Origin of the sequence: Lutibacter agarilyticus, from assembly GCF_900188235.1 — a bacterium.
Lineage (GTDB): Bacteria > Bacteroidota > Bacteroidia > Flavobacteriales > Flavobacteriaceae > Lutibacter > Lutibacter agarilyticus.
This window is the reverse complement of the sequence record NZ_FZNT01000012.1, coordinates 45,014-63,046: the sequence shown is the minus strand read 5'-3', so window position 1 is coordinate 63,046 and position 18,033 is coordinate 45,014. Positions and strand designations below refer to the sequence as shown.

12 protein-coding genes and 1 tRNA gene are annotated in these 18,033 nt (G+C 32.8%); 6 read left to right on the top strand and 7 right to left on the bottom strand.

Going from position 1 to position 18,033, the window contains the following annotated elements; translation table 11 throughout:
* Positions 1-248: 248 nt before the first annotated feature.
* From CHB67_RS16365 to CHB67_RS16350, 4 genes are all read right to left on the bottom strand, one after another.
* Positions 249-1,955, bottom strand: a complete 1,707-nt coding sequence (locus CHB67_RS16365; RefSeq protein WP_089382884.1) for a sodium:solute symporter family protein — start codon at positions 1,953-1,955, stop codon at positions 249-251.
* 28 nt (positions 1,956-1,983) lie between these two features.
* Positions 1,984-2,238 (bottom strand): DUF4212 domain-containing protein, encoded by a 255-nt coding sequence (locus CHB67_RS16360; RefSeq protein ID WP_089382883.1) that lies wholly within the window; start codon positions 2,236-2,238, stop codon positions 1,984-1,986.
* 36 nt (positions 2,239-2,274) lie between these two features.
* Entirely contained in the window at positions 2,275-3,498 is a 1,224-nt protein-coding gene (locus CHB67_RS16355; RefSeq protein WP_089382882.1) for a hypothetical protein, read from the bottom strand.
* A 125-nt stretch (positions 3,499-3,623) separates the two neighbouring features.
* The gene (locus CHB67_RS16350; protein ID WP_089382881.1) at positions 3,624-4,043 is read right to left on the bottom strand and encodes an IS1/IS1595 family N-terminal zinc-binding domain-containing protein; all 420 of its coding nucleotides are present in this window, start codon (positions 4,041-4,043) and stop codon (positions 3,624-3,626) included.
* A gap of 154 nt (positions 4,044-4,197) precedes the next feature.
* Here CHB67_RS16350 and CHB67_RS16345 point away from each other — a divergent pair, with 154 nt between their 5' ends.
* The 5 genes from CHB67_RS16345 (at position 4,198) to CHB67_RS16325 (ending at position 12,491) form a co-directional block, all read left to right on the top strand.
* The gene (locus tag CHB67_RS16345; RefSeq protein WP_089382880.1) at positions 4,198-4,983 is read left to right on the top strand and encodes a sulfite exporter TauE/SafE family protein; all 786 of its coding nucleotides are present in this window, start codon (positions 4,198-4,200) and stop codon (positions 4,981-4,983) included.
* A gap of 175 nt (positions 4,984-5,158) precedes the next feature.
* A complete protein-coding gene (gene gltB, locus CHB67_RS16340; RefSeq protein ID WP_089382879.1) occupies positions 5,159-9,670 on the top strand; it encodes a glutamate synthase large subunit in 4,512 nt (1,503 codons plus the stop codon).
* Positions 9,671-9,675: 5 nt separating this feature from the next.
* Complete coding sequence (locus CHB67_RS16335) at positions 9,676-11,136, top strand: glutamate synthase subunit beta (RefSeq protein WP_089382878.1); 1,461 nt, start codon at positions 9,676-9,678, stop codon at positions 11,134-11,136.
* Between the two features lie 265 nt (positions 11,137-11,401).
* A complete protein-coding gene (locus CHB67_RS16330; protein ID WP_141119740.1) occupies positions 11,402-11,929 on the top strand; it encodes a hypothetical protein in 528 nt (175 codons plus the stop codon).
* A 4-nt stretch (positions 11,930-11,933) separates the two neighbouring features.
* Complete coding sequence (locus CHB67_RS16325) at positions 11,934-12,491, top strand: PepSY-associated TM helix domain-containing protein (protein WP_089382876.1); 558 nt, start codon at positions 11,934-11,936, stop codon at positions 12,489-12,491.
* Between the two features lie 34 nt (positions 12,492-12,525).
* Here the strand turns inward: CHB67_RS16325 and aroC are convergent, their stop codons facing one another.
* Together aroC and CHB67_RS16315 are read right to left on the bottom strand one after the other, a co-directional pair.
* Entirely contained in the window at positions 12,526-13,575 is a 1,050-nt protein-coding gene (aroC, locus tag CHB67_RS16320) for a chorismate synthase (protein ID WP_089382875.1), read from the bottom strand.
* Between the two features lie 70 nt (positions 13,576-13,645).
* Positions 13,646-14,398 (bottom strand): sulfite exporter TauE/SafE family protein, encoded by a 753-nt coding sequence (locus tag CHB67_RS16315; protein ID WP_089382874.1) that lies wholly within the window; start codon positions 14,396-14,398, stop codon positions 13,646-13,648.
* Between the two features lie 100 nt (positions 14,399-14,498).
* On the opposite strand from CHB67_RS16315, the gene CHB67_RS16310 reads away from it, so the two are divergent.
* Positions 14,499-14,583 (top strand) — tRNA-Ser (locus CHB67_RS16310).
* A 395-nt stretch (positions 14,584-14,978) separates the two neighbouring features.
* On the opposite strand, the gene CHB67_RS16305 is transcribed toward CHB67_RS16310, so the two are convergent.
* On the bottom strand, positions 14,979-17,972 hold the full coding sequence (locus tag CHB67_RS16305; RefSeq protein ID WP_089382873.1) for a glycoside hydrolase family 2 protein: 2,994 nt from the start codon (positions 17,970-17,972) through the stop codon (positions 14,979-14,981).
* Positions 17,973-18,033: the final 61 nt, after the last annotated feature.

The window sequence follows — 18,033 nt, the reverse complement described above, 5'->3', positions numbered from 1 at the left end:
ATAAGAAACTACAATACTCACAATCCAAACAACAAATATGTAAAAATAAATAACAGGAAATCCTAAAATAGAAATACTGCTATTAAACAATAAAATTAATGGAATGTTAAACAAACACAATAATAATACTGAAATTACAATTAATTTTTGTTGATGTCTTTTTTTCAATGTGATGAATTTCGTTTTTATTATAAATACAATAAAACAGCACTATACTTATAATATAGTGCCGTTTATTATGCTATTAACTAATGATCACTTGCTTCTCCAGCTCCCGAAGGAATTCTTATGTGCTCAACTAAATCTTGAACATTTTGAGGTGGTGCAGCTGTCATTCTTGACACGACTAACGACACTACAAAATTCACTAGCATTGCTACTGTTCCAAAACCTTCTGGGGAAATTCCAAACCACCAATCCGGTTTTAAGTCTGCTATTGCAGCTTTTCCACCGTCAAAAATTCCAAATTTGAATTTCAACATATAAAAAACCATTAACGAAAGTCCAACAATCATTCCTGTAATTGCACCTTCTTTATTCATTCGCTTATCAAAAATTCCTAATAAAATTGCTGGGAAAAATGATGCTGCTGCCAAACCAAAAGCCAAGGCGACCACGGCGGCGACAAATCCCGGCGGATTGATTCCAAAATAACCTGCAATACAAACTGCTACAAATGCACTAAAACGAGCGGCTAATAATTCACCTTTTTCAGAAATATCTGGTTTTATGATTTTTTTGAATAAATCATGCGATATGGAGGATGCAATTACCAATAATAATCCTGCGGCAGTAGATAGTGCGGCGGCTAAACCACCTGCTCCAACTAAGGCAATTACCCAATTTGGTAATTGTGCAATTTCAGGATTTGCCAATACCATAATATCACGATCAATTGTTAATTCGTTAGCAGATTTATCGGCAACATATTGTACAACTCCATCACCGTTTTTATCATCAAATTTTAACAATCCTGTTTTTTCCCAATTTCCAAACCATTCTGGTAATTCTGCATATTCTGCATTACTTACGGTTTCAATTAGTTTAATTCTTGCAAAAACTGCTACTGCCGGTACAGTAGTATATAAAATAGCAATAAATAATAACGCCCAACCTGCAGATACACGTGCATCTTTTACTTTAGGCACTGTAAAGAAACGTACAATTACGTGAGGTAAACCTGCTGTACCAACCATTAAGGCCACGGTTATTGCAAATACATCAATCATATCTTTACTTCCTGAAGTATATTCATGAAAACCAAGTTCTCTAGATAAACCATCAAGCTTATCTAACAAATAAATTCCATCTTCAGCAGATCCTCCAAAACCTAATTGCGGAATTGGATTTCCTGTCATTTGAAATGATATGAAAATTGCAGGTACCATGAAGGCAAAAATCAACACACAATATTGTGCAACCTGTGTGTAAGTAATCCCTTTCATTCCACCTAAAACAGCATAAAATAATACAATTGCCATACCTATATAAACACCTGTATCAATATCCACTTCTAAATAACGCGAAAATACAATTCCAACACCTCTCATTTGCCCGGCTACATACGTAAACGAAACAATTAATGCTGCGATAACCGCAACAATACGGGCTGTGTTTGAATAATAACGGTCTCCTATAAAATCTGGCACTGTAAATTTTCCAAACTTCCTTAAATAAGGTGCTAATAATAATGCCAATAGCACGTAACCACCGGTCCAACCCATTAAATAAACAGATCCATCATACCCTGTAAAAGATACAATTCCTGCTAATGAAATGAATGATGCTGCCGACATCCAGTCAGCTGCCGTAGCCATACCATTCATAATTGGAGGAACTCCCCCACCAGCTACGTAAAATTCTTTTGAAGATCCTGCTCTAGCCCAAATTGCAATTCCTATATATAGTGCAAATGTAATTCCGACAAGTATCCATGTCCATGTTAATATTCCCATGATTTTAGTTAGTTTTTAGTTTAGTTAATTATTCGTCTACTCCGTATTTTTTATCTAGTTTATTCATCATTTTTACATAGACAAATATTAAGATTACAAATACATACATTGACCCTTGTTGCGCAAACCAAAAACCAAGTTTAAAACCACCTAGTTTTATTTCATTTAATTGATCTACTAATAAAATTCCAAACACATAGGAAACCAAAAACCAGATACTTAGCAAAATTGCTAAATATCCTAGGTTTTCTTTCCAATATGCTTTCATGCTTTCTTTTGACATAATGTTTAGTTTATAGTTTAGTTTAAAATTTAATTATTATAGGTATATCATGGCTTGCAGTGTAACGGTCCCCGCTGCATCGCCTTCAAACTTTTCATTTTTATATTCTAATGTTAATTTTGAATTATGGCCACTTAAATAAAGGTTTCCTCCAATACCAAAAACATTTCTATTGTCACTTACTGCATCATAACTATTGTTTCCGTAAGATAAATAAGGTTGAAATCTGGCTTTCTTTAAATCGCCTGGAACTACATATCCAACATGTGCATAAAACATATTTCCTGTTCCGTATGCACTAAACCTAAAATCTTCTCCATAATTATTTGATTGAAAAGTTGCATACGCGGTAATTGCGCTACCATTGTCCTTTATAGGTGCATCGTAAAAAGCATCAACAGCAAAAATTGAAATATTCTCACCTTTTAACACACCTGTTTGCGTTGCTCTAACTGAACCGCTAGGGTGTGCGAAAAAACCTGCGCCTATATTAAATACTTTCTTACCTCCTAAATAAGTACCTACTTTATAAGGAAGGAAATTTGACTCACTATCTAAAATATTGTACTCAAAATACCCAGCATAAGCAAAACCAGCATCTTTAGAACCTAAAATTCTTTTACCTCCATAAACAGCTGCTCCACCATTTTCAGGTGTACGAGCATCTAAACCATTTGTTATGGCATCATTAATAGCAACTTGGTATTTAAACTTCCCGAACTTTCCTTTAAAATATATACCAACGTGACGCGCAAACTGATCAGACAAACCAATTGTAGCCCAAGACTGACGGTTATTATCTAAAGTTAATAAGTTTAAAGTACTCTGATTGTTTAATCTTGAAATTCCATTCCAATAATGAAGTCCTGCTCCTACAGCATGTTCATCGGTTAAACTCCATTGCCCCCATACATCATGCATAAATAATTGCGCTCCATCACCTTTTCCTACCGGATGTAATGAAGAACTACTTAAGCTATTCAGTCCAAAATGGGTTAACAATAAAAACTTTTTTGTAATTTGAGAAAACATAAGCACACGTGCTCTTCTTACATTAAAGCCTAAATTACTTGTATTATCGGGCACATTGTTATTATAAGTTGCTTGAAATTGTCCCCAAGACAGAATTCTTAAGTACTTACTACCATCATCATTAAACTTAATTTTAAATCCTCCATTGTAATCTGGAGACCCCTGAGAAAACGATAATTGAATTGATAATAAAAAAATACTGAAAAACAGTAATTTGTTTTTTTTCATAATATTATATTGTTAGGTTAATTGATTAAACGTTTTGATTACAAAACTGATTTTTTAACCTTCACAATATGATAAGAAAAAGAAAAGAAATAAAAATGTATATATATTTTTGCTAACTTGTATAGTTAATCTTTGAACCGCTCCCAACGAATAAGCATAAACTTATCACCTAATTCTGTAACAATTACACCTGCTCCTATTAAATTTTTATTTTCAGAAAAGTAGCTTGCTAGCTCTTTTGCATTTAATATTTTATATGTAGAATGGTACTCAAAGCTATACGGACGCTTAATATTGTACTTTTTAACCCAATTAATAATACTTACATGTGAAATTCCTAGTATCCGTTCAATTTCTCGGTAACTTAACCCTTCTAAATACAACTGTAAAGCTTTATTCACATAGTATGAATCTATTTGTTTCCCTATCTTGTTTACGGTAAAATAGTAATTACATTTTTTACACTTGTAGCGCTGTCTTTCACGAACAATACCACTCTTAACATACTCAGTTGAACCACAATTAGGACAAAATTCTACGGTCATATATCTTAATTTTGCATAAATATACTAATTTAGCATAAAAAACCAAATTAAAATTTTGACTTAGACACCATTCACCCTGTGAATTACTATTCAAATAGGACACTATCTTTCAAGTAAATAATATTATTATATTTGCTCAACCCAATATTTTTTTATGCCAATATTTCAATTTTTAGCAGACACCCTAATTAGCAATTGGGAAATAATTACGCTTTTTTTTATAATCGCTGTTTTGTATTCTTCCGTAGGATTTGGTGGAGGGTCAAGCTACATTGCTGTTTTAGCACTTACCTCCTTAGCTTTTACTCAAATTAGAACAATTGCTTTGCTTTGTAATATTGTTGTTGTTTCTGGAAGCACCTTTATTTTTGCGAAAAATAAATTGTTCGACTGGAAAAAAATCATTCCTTTAGCAATTACCAGTTTGCCTTTGGCATTTTTAGGAGGCTATTTAAAAATAACACAAACCTTCTTTTTTATTTTATTAGGATTAACATTAATGACAGCCGCAACACTAATGTGGACATCTGGCTACATTCAACAAAGAAGTAAAGAAACTAATCTAAAAAAATCCATTATTAAAGATACTTCTTACGGTGGAATTATTGGGTTTATTTCAGGTATGGTAGGTATAGGTGGAGGTATTTTTTTAGCACCTTTACTTCATTTAACAAATTGGGATACCCCAAAAAAAATAGCAGCAACCTCAAGTTTTTTCATTTTGATTAATTCTATTGGCGGATTATTTGGACAATACCTAAATCCGAACTTTTACATAGAACCTACAATCACAATTATTTTAATGTTTACAGTGCTTATTGGCGGGCAAATTGGAACGCGAATTAGTATTAAACTAATCGCTCCAATTAAGCTAAAAAAAGCCACCGCAATACTAATTGCTATTGTTTCTATAAGAATTTTATGGAAATATCTTTTTTAATTGACCTTTTTTGGTTTAACATATATAATGAAAAACGTACTTTTTTTTACGATTTAATTATTTTCAATACCTTTAAAACTTTTTTAATATAATTACAACGTTTTCGTAACTGCATAGCACAATAAATATTATTTTACCTATTTTTGTGGCTATTCTATAATAATTAAACTTCCATATGATAAAACAAGGATTATACTTGCCAGAATTTGAGCATGAAAACTGTGGAGCAGGTTTCATTTGCAACTTAAAAGGACAGAAAACTAACCAAATTATACATGATGCTTTAGAAATTTTAGTAAAGTTAGAACATCGTGGTGGTGTTAGTTCTGATGGAAAAACTGGTGATGGTGCAGGTCTTTTAATTGATATTCCGCATGAATATTTTTTAAGGGTATGTGATTTTGAATTACCTGCTCAAAGAGATTATGCTGTTGGTATGGTATTTTTTCCTAAAAACGTAAACCAATACCGCTTCTGTAAAGAAGAATTCGAAAAAGAAATAAAAAATCAAGGTTTAAAAATATTAGGATGGAGAACCGTTCCTGTAGATTCTTCTCAACTAGGTCAAATTGCTTTAGATTCAGAACCTACAATTGAACAAGTTTTTATTGGTAAAGGACGTATAAAAAAAGAATTAAACTTTAAGGCTAAATTATATGCTGCTCGTAAAATAACAGAACATACAATTGCAGGTTCTAAAATGTCTGAAGCATCTTATTTTTACGTTTCAAGTTTATCAAATACTACCTTAATATATAAAGGTATTATAATGCCTGAAGATATTGGACCGTATTTTATTGATTTACAACAGCCAGATCTAGTTACCAGACTAGCATTGGTACACCAACGTTTTTCAACAAACACTATGCCTTCTTGGGAACTAGCGCAGCCATTTAGATACATGTGTCAAAATGGTGAAATAAATACACTGAGAGGTAACGTAAGCAGAATGCGTATTCGTGAAGAAATCATGAAAAGTGATTTATTTGGTGATGATATAGAGAAATTATTCCCAATTGTATTACCTGGAAAATCAGATTCAGCATCTATGGATATGGTGGTAGAATTATTGTCGTTAACTGGAAGATCTCTTCCTGAAGTAATGATGATGTTAATACCTGAAGCTTGGGAAAAGCACAAAACTATGTCTCCTGAGCGTAAAGCATTTTACGAGTACAACGCTTGTTTAATGGAAGCTTGGGATGGGCCAGCATCAGTTCCTTTTACTGATGGTGATTATATTGGTGCATTATTAGACCGTAACGGATTGAGACCTTCAAGATATACCGTAACAAAAAGTGGAAAACTAATTATGTCTTCTGAAATTGGAGTGGTAGATATTGATCCAGAGGATGTTGAAAGACACGGTAGATTAGAACCAGGAAAAATGTTCTTGGTTGATATGAATAAAGGTAGAATTATTAATGACGAAGAAATAAAAAATAAAATTGTTAACGAAAGACCTTACAAAGCTTGGTTAGACGAAACAAGAATACATTTAAAAGATGTAGAAAACACAAACGAAGATTGTCCAATTGAAACTCTAGACATTAGAACGCGTTCTCGTTTATACAACTATACAATTGAAGATATTCAAGAGGTAATAACACCTATGGCTCAAAATGGAAAAGAAGCTTTAGGATCTATGGGTATTGATACGCCTTTAGCTGTTTTATCAGATCGTCCTCAATTAATATCTAACTACTTTAAGCAATTATTTGCACAAGTAACAAACCCTCCCTTAGACGGTATTAGAGAAGAAATTGTTACTGATATTAGTCTTGCTTTAGGTAAAGACCGCAATATATTTAGTATTTCTCAAAGACAATGTAAAAAACTAAGAATTCAAAATCCAGTTATTTCTAACAACGATTTAGAAAAAATTAGAAACATTAAAATTGGTAGAGATTTTAAAGCTATTACCATTCAAATGCTTTATAAAAAAGAACAAGGTGTTAATGGTTTAGAAGATGCGCTAGAAAATATTATAACACAAGTTTCAAAAGCCGTTGACAAAAGAAATAACATTATTATTCTATCTGATAGAGGTGCAAATGAAGAAATGGCACCAATACCTGCTTTACTAGCCTGTTCTTATGTAAATCACGAAATGAATAGACTTCGCAAGCGTTCTTATTTTGATATTGTAATAGAATCGGCTGAACCTCGCGAACCACACCAATTTGCAACATTATTTGGTTATGGTGCAAGTGCAATTAATCCTTATATGGTAAATGAAATTATTCGTTTACAAGTAAAAGAAGGATTTATTACAGGAATGGATGAACAAAAAGCAGTTGACAATTTCAACAAAGCTATTGGTACTGGTTTATTAAAAATTATGAATAAAATTGGAATCTCTACACTACATTCATACAGAGGTTCTCAAATTTTCGAAATTGTTGGTTTCAACTCTAAATTTGTTGAAAAATATTTCCCTTATACAGCTTCTAGAATTGAAGGTGTTGGTTTATACGAAATTGAAAAAGAAATTTCAGCAAGATACAATTACGCTTACCCTAAAACTTTAATTAAAAACAGGTTAGGTTTAAATATTGGTGGACATTACCGTTGGAGACGTGGTGGTGAAAAACATATGTTTAACCCAACTACAGTAGCAAAATTGCAACAAGCTGTAAGGTTAAGCGACCAAGCTAGTTACGATGTTTATGCTAAAACTGTGAACGAACAATCTGAACGTTTAATGACAATTAGAGGTTTGTTTGAGTTTAATAATTTTGACCCTATTCCTATTGAAGAGGTTGAACCTTGGACTGAAATTGTAAAACGATTCAAAACTGGAGCTATGTCTTACGGATCTATTTCAAGAGAAGCCCACGAAAACTTAGCCATTGCAATGAATCGTATTGGTGGTAAAAGTAACTCTGGTGAAGGCGGTGAAGATAGAAAACGTTTTCAAAAGGATATTAACGGAGACAGCAGAAACTCAGCTATAAAGCAAGTAGCTTCTGGTCGTTTTGGAGTAACTTCACATTATTTAACCAATGCTGAAGAAATTCAAATTAAAATGGCACAAGGTGCTAAGCCTGGTGAAGGTGGTCAGCTACCTGGTGAAAAGGTATTACCTTGGATTGCAGAAGCTAGAAATTCAACACCTTTTGTTGGATTAATTTCTCCTCCTCCACATCACGATATTTATTCTATTGAAGATTTAGCACAGCTAATTTTCGATTTAAAAAATGCCAACAGAGAAGCACGTATCAACGTAAAATTAGTTTCTGAAGTTGGTGTTGGTACTATTGCAGCTGGTGTTTCTAAAGCAAAAGCTGATGTTGTACTAATTTCTGGTTACGATGGTGGAACAGGAGCATCTCCACTAACATCATTAAAACATGCTGGTTTACCTTGGGAACTTGGTTTAGCTGAAGCACAACAAACATTGGTGTTAAACAACTTAAGAAGTAGAATTGTTGTTGAATGTGACGGACAATTAAAAACGGGTCGTGATGTTGCAATTGCAGCCTTATTAGGTGCTGAAGAGTTTGGTTTTGCAACCGCTCCTTTAGTAGCTTCTGGTTGCATTATGATGCGTAAATGTCATTTAAATACTTGTCCAGTTGGTATTGCAACTCAAGATAAATCCTTACGTAAAAACTTTAAAGGAACTCCTGAACATGTAATTAACTTCTTCTACTATGTTGCTGAAGAATTAAGAGGAATTATGGCGCAATTAGGTTTCCGTTCTATGGCTGAAATGGTTGGTCAAACTCAAAAAATTGATTCAAACAAAGCAATCAAACATTACAAGGCTAAAGGATTAGATTTATCATCTATTTTACATAGACCAGCAGGTTACAGCGAAATGCCTTTAAAAAATACAGAAAAACAAGATCATGACATAGACAATGTGATAGATTTTCAAATTTTGAATGATTCGCATAGAGCAATCTACAGAAAAGAAAAAACAACTTTAGAGTATCCTATTTGTAATATTGATCGTTCTACAGGAGCTATTACAAGTAACGAAATTTCTAAAATATATGGCCACTTAGGACTTCCTGAAGACACTTTAAATATAAACTTTACAGGATCTGCAGGACAAAGTTTTGGAGCATTTGGAGCACCAGGATTAACATTTACTGTTGAAGGAAATACTAATGATTATTTAGGTAAAGGATTATCTGGAGCTAAACTAATTGTTAAAAAACCAGCTAAAGCAACCTTTATTGCTGAAGACAATATTATAATTGGTAACGTTTGTTTATTTGGAGCTGTAAAAGGTGAAGCATATATTAACGGTATAGCAGGTGAACGTTTTGCAGTAAGAAACTCTGGAGCAATTTCGGTTGTTGAAGGTGTTGGAGATCATTGTTGTGAATATATGACTGGTGGTAAAGTTATTGTGCTTGGTGGTACAGGAAGAAACTTTGCTGCAGGTATGAGTGGAGGAATAGCTTATGTTTATGATCCGAAAGATAAATTCACAAACGGATTATGTAATACAGAAACTATTGAATTTGAGCAAATAGAAAAAGATGAAGCTGCTGAGTTAAAAGCTCTTATTGAAAAACACGTATTATACACAAACAGTAACAGAGGTAAAGAATTATTAAAAGATTGGGATAACAGTTTAGGTAACTTTGTAAAAGTAATGCCTATTGAATACAAACGTGCATTAAAACGTTTAGAAACTGAAGAACCAATGGTTGAAGAATTAACAGCATAAGAAATATGGGAAAAGTAACAGGATTTAAAGAATTCGAAAGAAAAGACGAAACATATAAGCCAGTTAAAGAACGTGTAACTAATTACGATGAATTTACACAACCATTAAACGAGGCTGAAATTACAAAACAAGGATCAAGATGTATGGATTGTGGAATTCCATTTTGTCATAGTGGGTGCCCACTTGGTAATTTAATTCCAGATTTTAACCATATGGTACACCAGGGTGAATGGAAAAAAGCTTCTTGGATATTGCATTCAACCAATAACTTTCCAGAATTTACAGGACGTTTATGCCCTGCTCCTTGCGAGCAAGCATGTGTGCTTGGTTTAATTGATGATCCTATTTCAATAGAAAATATTGAAAAAAATATTGTTGAAAGAGCATTTAAAGAAGGTTGGGTTGTACCTCAAATACCTAATAAAAGAACTGGTAAAAAAATAGCTGTTGTAGGTTCAGGACCTGCTGGTTTAGCTGCGGCACAACAATTAAACAGAGCTGGACATACCGTAACTGTTTTTGAAAGAGATGATGAATTGGGTGGTTTATTGCGTTACGGAATTCCAAACTTCAAATTAGAAAAAGGAATTATTGATAGAAGAATTGATATTCTTGAAAAAGAAGGAATCAAATTTAAAACCAATGCAAATGTTGGTGTTAATTACCCTATTGAAAAACTGAAAAAATTCAATGCTATTGTTTTATGTGGTGGTGCTACTCAAAAAAGAGGTTTACCTATTGAAGGAGCTGATAGCGAGGGAGTTGTTCAGGCTATGGACTTTTTAACACAACAAACTAAAGTTGTTTTAGGTAAAGAAGTTAAAGATCAAGTTTTAGCTACTGATAAACATGTAATTGTTATTGGTGGTGGAGATACAGGATCTGACTGTGTTGGTACTTCAAACAGACATGGAGCAAAATCTGTGACTAATTTTGAAATTATGCCAAAACCTCCAGGACACAGAAGCCCTTCAACACCTTGGCCTTATTGGCCTTTACAGTTAAAAACATCTTCTTCACACAAAGAAGGTTGTGATAGAAACTGGCTAATTAACACAAAAGAGTTTATTACAAACGAAAAAGGTGAATTAACGGCTTTAAAAACTGTGAATGTAGAATGGAAAATGGTTCCCGGTCAAAGACCTGAATTAATTGAACTTGAAGGTACTGAAAAAACATGGCCTTGTGACTTAGCTTTATTAGCGCTTGGTTTTACAGGACCAGAAGCTATTTTAAGCGATCAATTAGGAATTGAAACCGATTTTAGAAGCAATTACAAAGCAACTACCGTAGCATACCAAACAAATATTCCAAAAATATTTACTGCTGGTGATATGCGTAGAGGTCAAAGTTTAATTGTTTGGGCTATTTCTGAAGGAAGAGAAGCTGCTAGAAAAGTTGATGAATATTTAATGGGTTATAGCAACTTACCTACTAAAGGTAATGGAGATTTACCTGCAATGTAATAGTTAACTTACTATTGTTTAAATAGTGTAGAATATTCTAAAACCATCTTTATTTGAATAAAGATGGTTTTTTTTATACTTATTAATGAGCGAAAAATGTATTACAAACACCTTCTTAAATATCTAAAAACCTTATTAATAAGTATTTAATGAAACTTAAGTCACACATCTATTTTCAAATGAACTGATATTAATCATAATTTATCATTTAAAACACTTCTAATTTAGTAGTTACATTTTATAATTCAACCAAATAATTAAAACAATGATGAAAAATATTTTAGTAGTATTTACAATTAGTTTATTTCTATTTTCTTGCAAAACAGCCACAAAAAATGAAGAAAAAAATACAGGCACTGCAGCTATAGAAATTGTTGAAACTCCAGTACTAACTTTAGGTGAATTCGACTCAAAAGCTAGTGACTTTGTTAGTAAAGAAATAAAAGTTCAAGGAATTGTTGACCACGTATGTAAACATGGTGGTAAAAAGATTCTATTAGTTACTGATGAAGGTGATGCACATGTTTTTTCAGAAGAAAGATTTGACGAAAGCTTAAAAGGAAGTGAAATTTCGCTTACAGGTATTGTTTTAGAAGAACGTATTGATGAAGCATATTTGTTAAAAATGGAAGAAGACAATATTAAAAGTCATTCTGAAGGAAAATCTAACGAAGAACAATTCAATAATAAAAAGAAACACCTTCAAAATTATAGAGATCAAATGAAGGCAGATGGTACAGATCATATTTCGAATTACTCGTTACAATATGTATCTCACGAGATTGTAGAGTAATTTCATGAAACTATTACGTAAATGGAGTAGAATTCTTCATAGAGACATTGGCTACTTTTTTATAGGAACAACATTAATATACGGACTTTCAGGAATTGCTTTAAATCATATGAGCGACTGGAATCCAAATTACTCTGTGGAAATAAATCGTTTTACAACAGCTATTCAGCTTGAAAAAACGGCTTCAGTAAAAGAAAATATCTTTTTACTATTAGATGAAGTTGACAATAGAGATAATTATAAAAAACATTATTATCCAAATGATAATAGAATAAAAATATTTTTAAAAGGAGGCTCTTCTATTATTGTAAATACAAATAGTGGAAAAGGTTATGCTGAATATTTAAAAAGGCGTCCTGTTTTTTATGAAGTAAATTATTTACATTACAATCCAAATAGATTCTGGACTTGGTTTTCAGATATTTTTGCAGGTGCATTAATACTGTTTGCAATTACATCTTTATTTATGGTGAAAGGTAAAAAAGGACTCAAAGGTAGAGGCGGAATTTATACTGCTTTAGGTATTTTGATTCCCTTGCTATTTTTAATCTTAAGTTTATAAAAAAAGGCTGAAATTTAAATTTCAGCCTTTTTATTTATTTATTTAGCAACATAAAATCGGTTAACACCATTGCTGCTAAAGCTTCAACAATAGGAACTGCTCTAGGTACTACACAAGGATCGTGACGGCCTTTACCGTGCATTTCAACAATGTTACCTTCTTTATCTATAGTTTGTTGTGCTTGCATAATTGTAGCAACAGGCTTAAAAGCTACACGGAAATAAATATCCATTCCGTTACTAATTCCACCTTGAATACCACCTGAAAGATTTGTTTGAGTACTTCCATCTTCATTAAAAATATCATTGTGCTCACTACCTTTCATTTTTGCACCACAAAAACCGCTACCGTATTCAAAACCTTTAACAGCATTTATTGAAAGCATAGCTTTCCCTAACTGCGCATGTAACTTATCAAAAATAGGTTCACCCAATCCAACAGGAACATTTTCAATAACACAAGTTACTGTTCCTCCAATAGTATCACCTTGTTTTCTAATAGTATCAATTTTTTCGATCATCTTCTCTGCTACTTCAGCATCAGGACAACGAACAATATTATTTTCTGTTTGCGTAAAATCTAAATCCTGGTATGGTTTTTCTAAAAACAAATCACCTACCGAAGATGTGTACGCATTAATTTTAATTTCAGGAATTACTTGTTTAGCTACGGCACCACCAACAACCCAGTTAGCAGTTTCACGTGCTGAAGTTCTTCCTCCACCTCTATAGTCACGATTTCCATATTTCTTATCATATGTATAGTCTGCGTGAGAAGGTCTGTAAGAGTCTTTTATATGAGAATAATCATTAGAACGTTGATGTACGTTTTCAATAATGAATCCAATGGAAGCTCCAGTTGTTTTACCTTCAAAGATACCAGACAAAAAACGAACTGCATCTGGTTCTTTACGTTGAGTTACAATTTTAGATTGACCAGGTTTTCTTCGATCCATTTCTTTCTGAATAAACTCCAAATCAAGTTCTACACCAGCAGGACAACCATCAATTACACCTCCAATAGCTTCGCCATGAGATTCTCCAAAAGTTGTTATTGTAAATATTTTTCCAAATGAATTAGACATATCATAAATTTAAGTGACAAATGTAAAAAAAAGAATCCTATTGAAGGTTGATTTATACTTTGAAATAACTTTAAAAAAACCACAATTTTATTGCCATTACAGCAATCATAACAATTAAAATATTACGAATAAGGCCATCTCCCTTTTTAACAGACCACCTACTTGCCAACCAGCCACCAACTGAATTACCAATCGCTAAAGTTAAGCCTACTTTCCAATTAATTTTATCGTTGTATGCAAATACAGCAACGGCAGAGAACGTGTAAATTAACGCTACCGTTACTTTAATAGCATTACTTTTAACTAAGGAAATATTATTTACCGAAGATAAAACAAGTAACATTATAAAACCTACTCCAGCTTGAATAAAGCCTCCGTAAACACCTACAAAAAAGAACAATATAATACTTAACCACAAATGTTTACCTGTTGTTTTTTCAAGAATATTAAGTTGTCTATGCTGTGATTTCAAAAGCATATAAACAACCACAATTACCATAATAATGGCTAAAATTTTATTAAAAGTATCCCCTTTTATGTCAACTGCAATTTGAGCTCCTATTATTGATCCAAATAAGGCTGAGATACCCACATAAATACTAAAAGGAAAAGTTACTATCCCTTTACTTTTAAAACCGGCTGTTGTAAAAATATTTTGAAAAAGGATTGCAATTCTATTTGTTCCATTTGCAATGTTTGGTGGTAAGCCTAAAAAAATAAGAATTGGTAAAGTTAACAAAGAACCTCCACCTGCTAATGTATTTATTGATCCTGCTACAAAACCAACTATTATTAAAACTATTATTTCGACTATTGAACTCATCTAATTATTTGAAGGCCAAATGTAATAGAAAAAATATTAAAAAAAAGTGTGAAAATGTTTTATCAAAACAAAAAAGCGTTTTATATTTGCAACCGCTAAGGGAGAAATGGCAGAGTGGTCGAATGCGGCAGTCTTGAAAACTGTTGAGGGTCATACCTCCGGGGGTTCGAATCCCTCTTTCTCCGCTAAGAGTTTTTTAAACTCCCTTCAAAACCTTGTAGAACGTTATTCTACAAGGTTTTTTCATTTTCAAATGTTTCATTTTTATTTAGATTTGTTTCAAAATTGTGTCGTTTTGCATTAAGATCAAAAGTTGTGGGATTTTATATTTTATGCGAATATTTTAGCTAATCTAAAAAGGACACTATCTAGTAAAGCGTGTGAACTGATTATCTTCCTTACAATACATCGCTATTGAATGATTAATTTTTAGTTCGTTGCTAATCTTCAATATTTTGAAAATATAATTAATAATCAAAAAATGGCTTATACAAGAAATGCAGAGTTGTTTAAACAACTCTGCATTTCACAAATCAAACCCAAATAATTATACTTTCTATTTATTATATTTAATCAATAATTAAAGTTTTTTTCCAATTACCACATACATATGGCAATCTTCTGGCACATCTCCATCACTGTTACCCGCCATAATAATACTTTCACCAGCTTTAGCTTCTCTTTTAAATAATGAAATAGTACGATCATCAATTTTAAAATTATCACCTGTATCTGTATAATCTTTTAATAAGAACTCTGGTCTTTTTACAGCATCATCATGACCCACATAAATAACCATATCAACTCCAGCAATAAATTGCAACAGATCACGTGCCCAATATCCTTTATCTGAATTTGGAGTACGAATATATTCAGCACTTCCATCTCTTAAATAGGATGGGATAACAGTATAGTTAAACTCTAAATCAGTATGCGCTTTTTTACCCCACATTAAAGTTTTTCTAAGGATTGCTTTTGAATCACCTGTATAGCTAAAGTTTGTAAACAATTCACTCTTATTTTGCTCACTTGCTACGTAAGGCTGTGTTTCAGGAGTATAAGCAGGCATTGGCTCTTCTGCAATTTCACCATCATTAAATACTTGAGGAAGTTCTGTTGTAAGTCCGTTTGTAATAGCTACTAATTGAGAAGTAATATCAATACTAGCCACTTCAAAACCATCTTTTGAAGCTGTTACTGTTACTTTTCCAGGCATAAGTAAAGAACGTACAGCAACTCTATTAATTCCGCATTCAACATCTAAATAAAGATTATTAGTGCTATTTGCTTTTCCGCTATTGTAACCACCTCTCCATATTCCAGGGCCAGAAATTGTAAAATCAATACGACCTTTTTCTAACGGACATCTTAATCCGTTTTCATCAACAATTTCAACATCAATTAAAGCAATATCAGACCCGTCTGCACGCCATCCTTTTGCTCCTGTAATTGAAGTTAATTTTATAGCTGCTGGTTCGCCTACAGTTACTTTTGTTTGTGAAGTTTGTAATTTACCATCAATATAACCTTCAACTTTAATTGTTCCTTTTTGCCATTTAACATCTGATAATTTAAATACATAGCCATCTTTTGGCGTATTATTTGTACCTAATAATTCATCATTTAAATAGAATTTAACTTCAGAACAGTTTGAAATTACATACATATCTTTTTTAGTACCTTCAGCATAGTTCCAGTGCCCAATTACATGAACCTGAGGTTCTGGTCTCCACATAGCTTTTAATGCATAAAAAGCTTCTTTTGGAAGACGTACTGCATCTACTTCTCCACTAGCTCTAGTAACTTCAGTTTGTCCACGACCTCCGTGAGTTCCATCTGTAAAAATCCAATTAGCGCCACCACTATGGTATGCTTTTTTTCCCATTTTATTCCACCAGTGATCTGCTTGTCTTACTGCATACGTTTCAGAACCAAACTTATAGGTGTTTTTACTAAGATTTGGATTATTATAAAAATTATCATCAGGTGAGTATTTATCCCAAATACGTCTTGGAGCTTCATCACGACAATATTCACTTTCAATAAGTGGTAAATGGGCATATTCACGTTCCCAACCTTCAGTACCAACTTCAATAGAAACATATGCTTCAGAGTCCATTTTTACATCGGCTCTTCTGTTCCCCATCAATCTTTTTCCATTCGGGTCGAAAGTATTTATGATATCTAAAATTTCTTCGTAATGAGCAGCTGTTTCAGCCCAGTTTCCACCTTCCCAAATAAAAATAGAAGGATTGTTTCTGTAATAAACAATCATATCACGAAAAGCAGCAATACGAATATCCCAAGTTTCACCTTCATCCTGAGATTCTCCTGAAACACCTGGCATTAAGGTTACAAACCCATATTTATCTCCCATTGCTACTTCGCCTGGAGAACCAGCACAATGTCCCCAACGAATAAAATTCCCTCCTGCTTCATCCATCAATTGAAATGTAAATTCATTCAACCAATTTGGCAATGCAGCTCCTAAACCTGCCCAGCCATTTGTAGGTTTTTGTCCCCAACCATGTAATTTGGCATATTCACCATTATTCCAAAATCCGGTATCTTTATTAAAATCAAAACTACGAATACCTAAAGGTGTTTCGTACGTATCAATAATACTATCGCCTTCCTTTAAAACCGAAAGTACTTTATACATATAAGGTTTACGAGTGTACCAACGATTTGGATTTGCTAAACTTGTTTTTGCTGAAAATGTAATTTTTTCTCCGGAAGGTATGGTTTGTTGCTCATTTGCAATAGCTACTACTTTTCCTTCTTTGTCAATTATTTGAGCTTCAAAATCAATTGTTTTATCTGCATTATTATCGTTTTTCACCTCTGCATTTACAAAAATATCAGCATTTTTCTCTGTAATATTTTCAGCGTACACATACGTTCCAACCGTTTTTAAATTATCATATAATGGTAAGGTAATATGTACAGGATCCATTGTATGCAAAAATACATTTCTGTAAATTCCACCATGTGTTGGATGCCAGTGTTCGTGATTCCAAACGAGCGGAAAATTATCTCTAAAGTCATCACTATTACGATCGTTATTTACTTTCACTGCAATTACATTGTCTGCATCTCCAAATTTAATATAAGGTGTTAAATCAAATCCAAAAGGAATAAACCCAGTTTGATTTTGTCCAATATGCTTTCCGTTCACATAAACATCAGCTATTTGACGTACAGATTCAAATTCAATAAATATCTTTTTACCCTCATCGGAAGCTGGTAATTTAAAATGTTTACGATACCAAACGGTACCTCTCCATTGATTTTTTTCTCCATCGTGATGCCCAAGACTTAAATCGTCAAAAGTATCAACATCATTAAATGTATGTGGACAACTTACTGTAGACCAGGATGTATCATCATAGTTTAGTGCCTCAGCAGGCTCAGGATTATCTTGAAGAAACTTCCAATCTGGATTGAAATTATATTTAGTTCTATTTCCTGTTGGCAAATTTTCACCTTTGTAGGAAATTTCATTTTTAGTTTCACAACTTGTAAAGCTGATTGCTAAAACTAATAATGCACAAGTAATAATGTGTTTAATCATTTTTAATTTTTTAATATTGATGTGATGTATTAATTAAGAACAAGATTATGAAACCTCACAA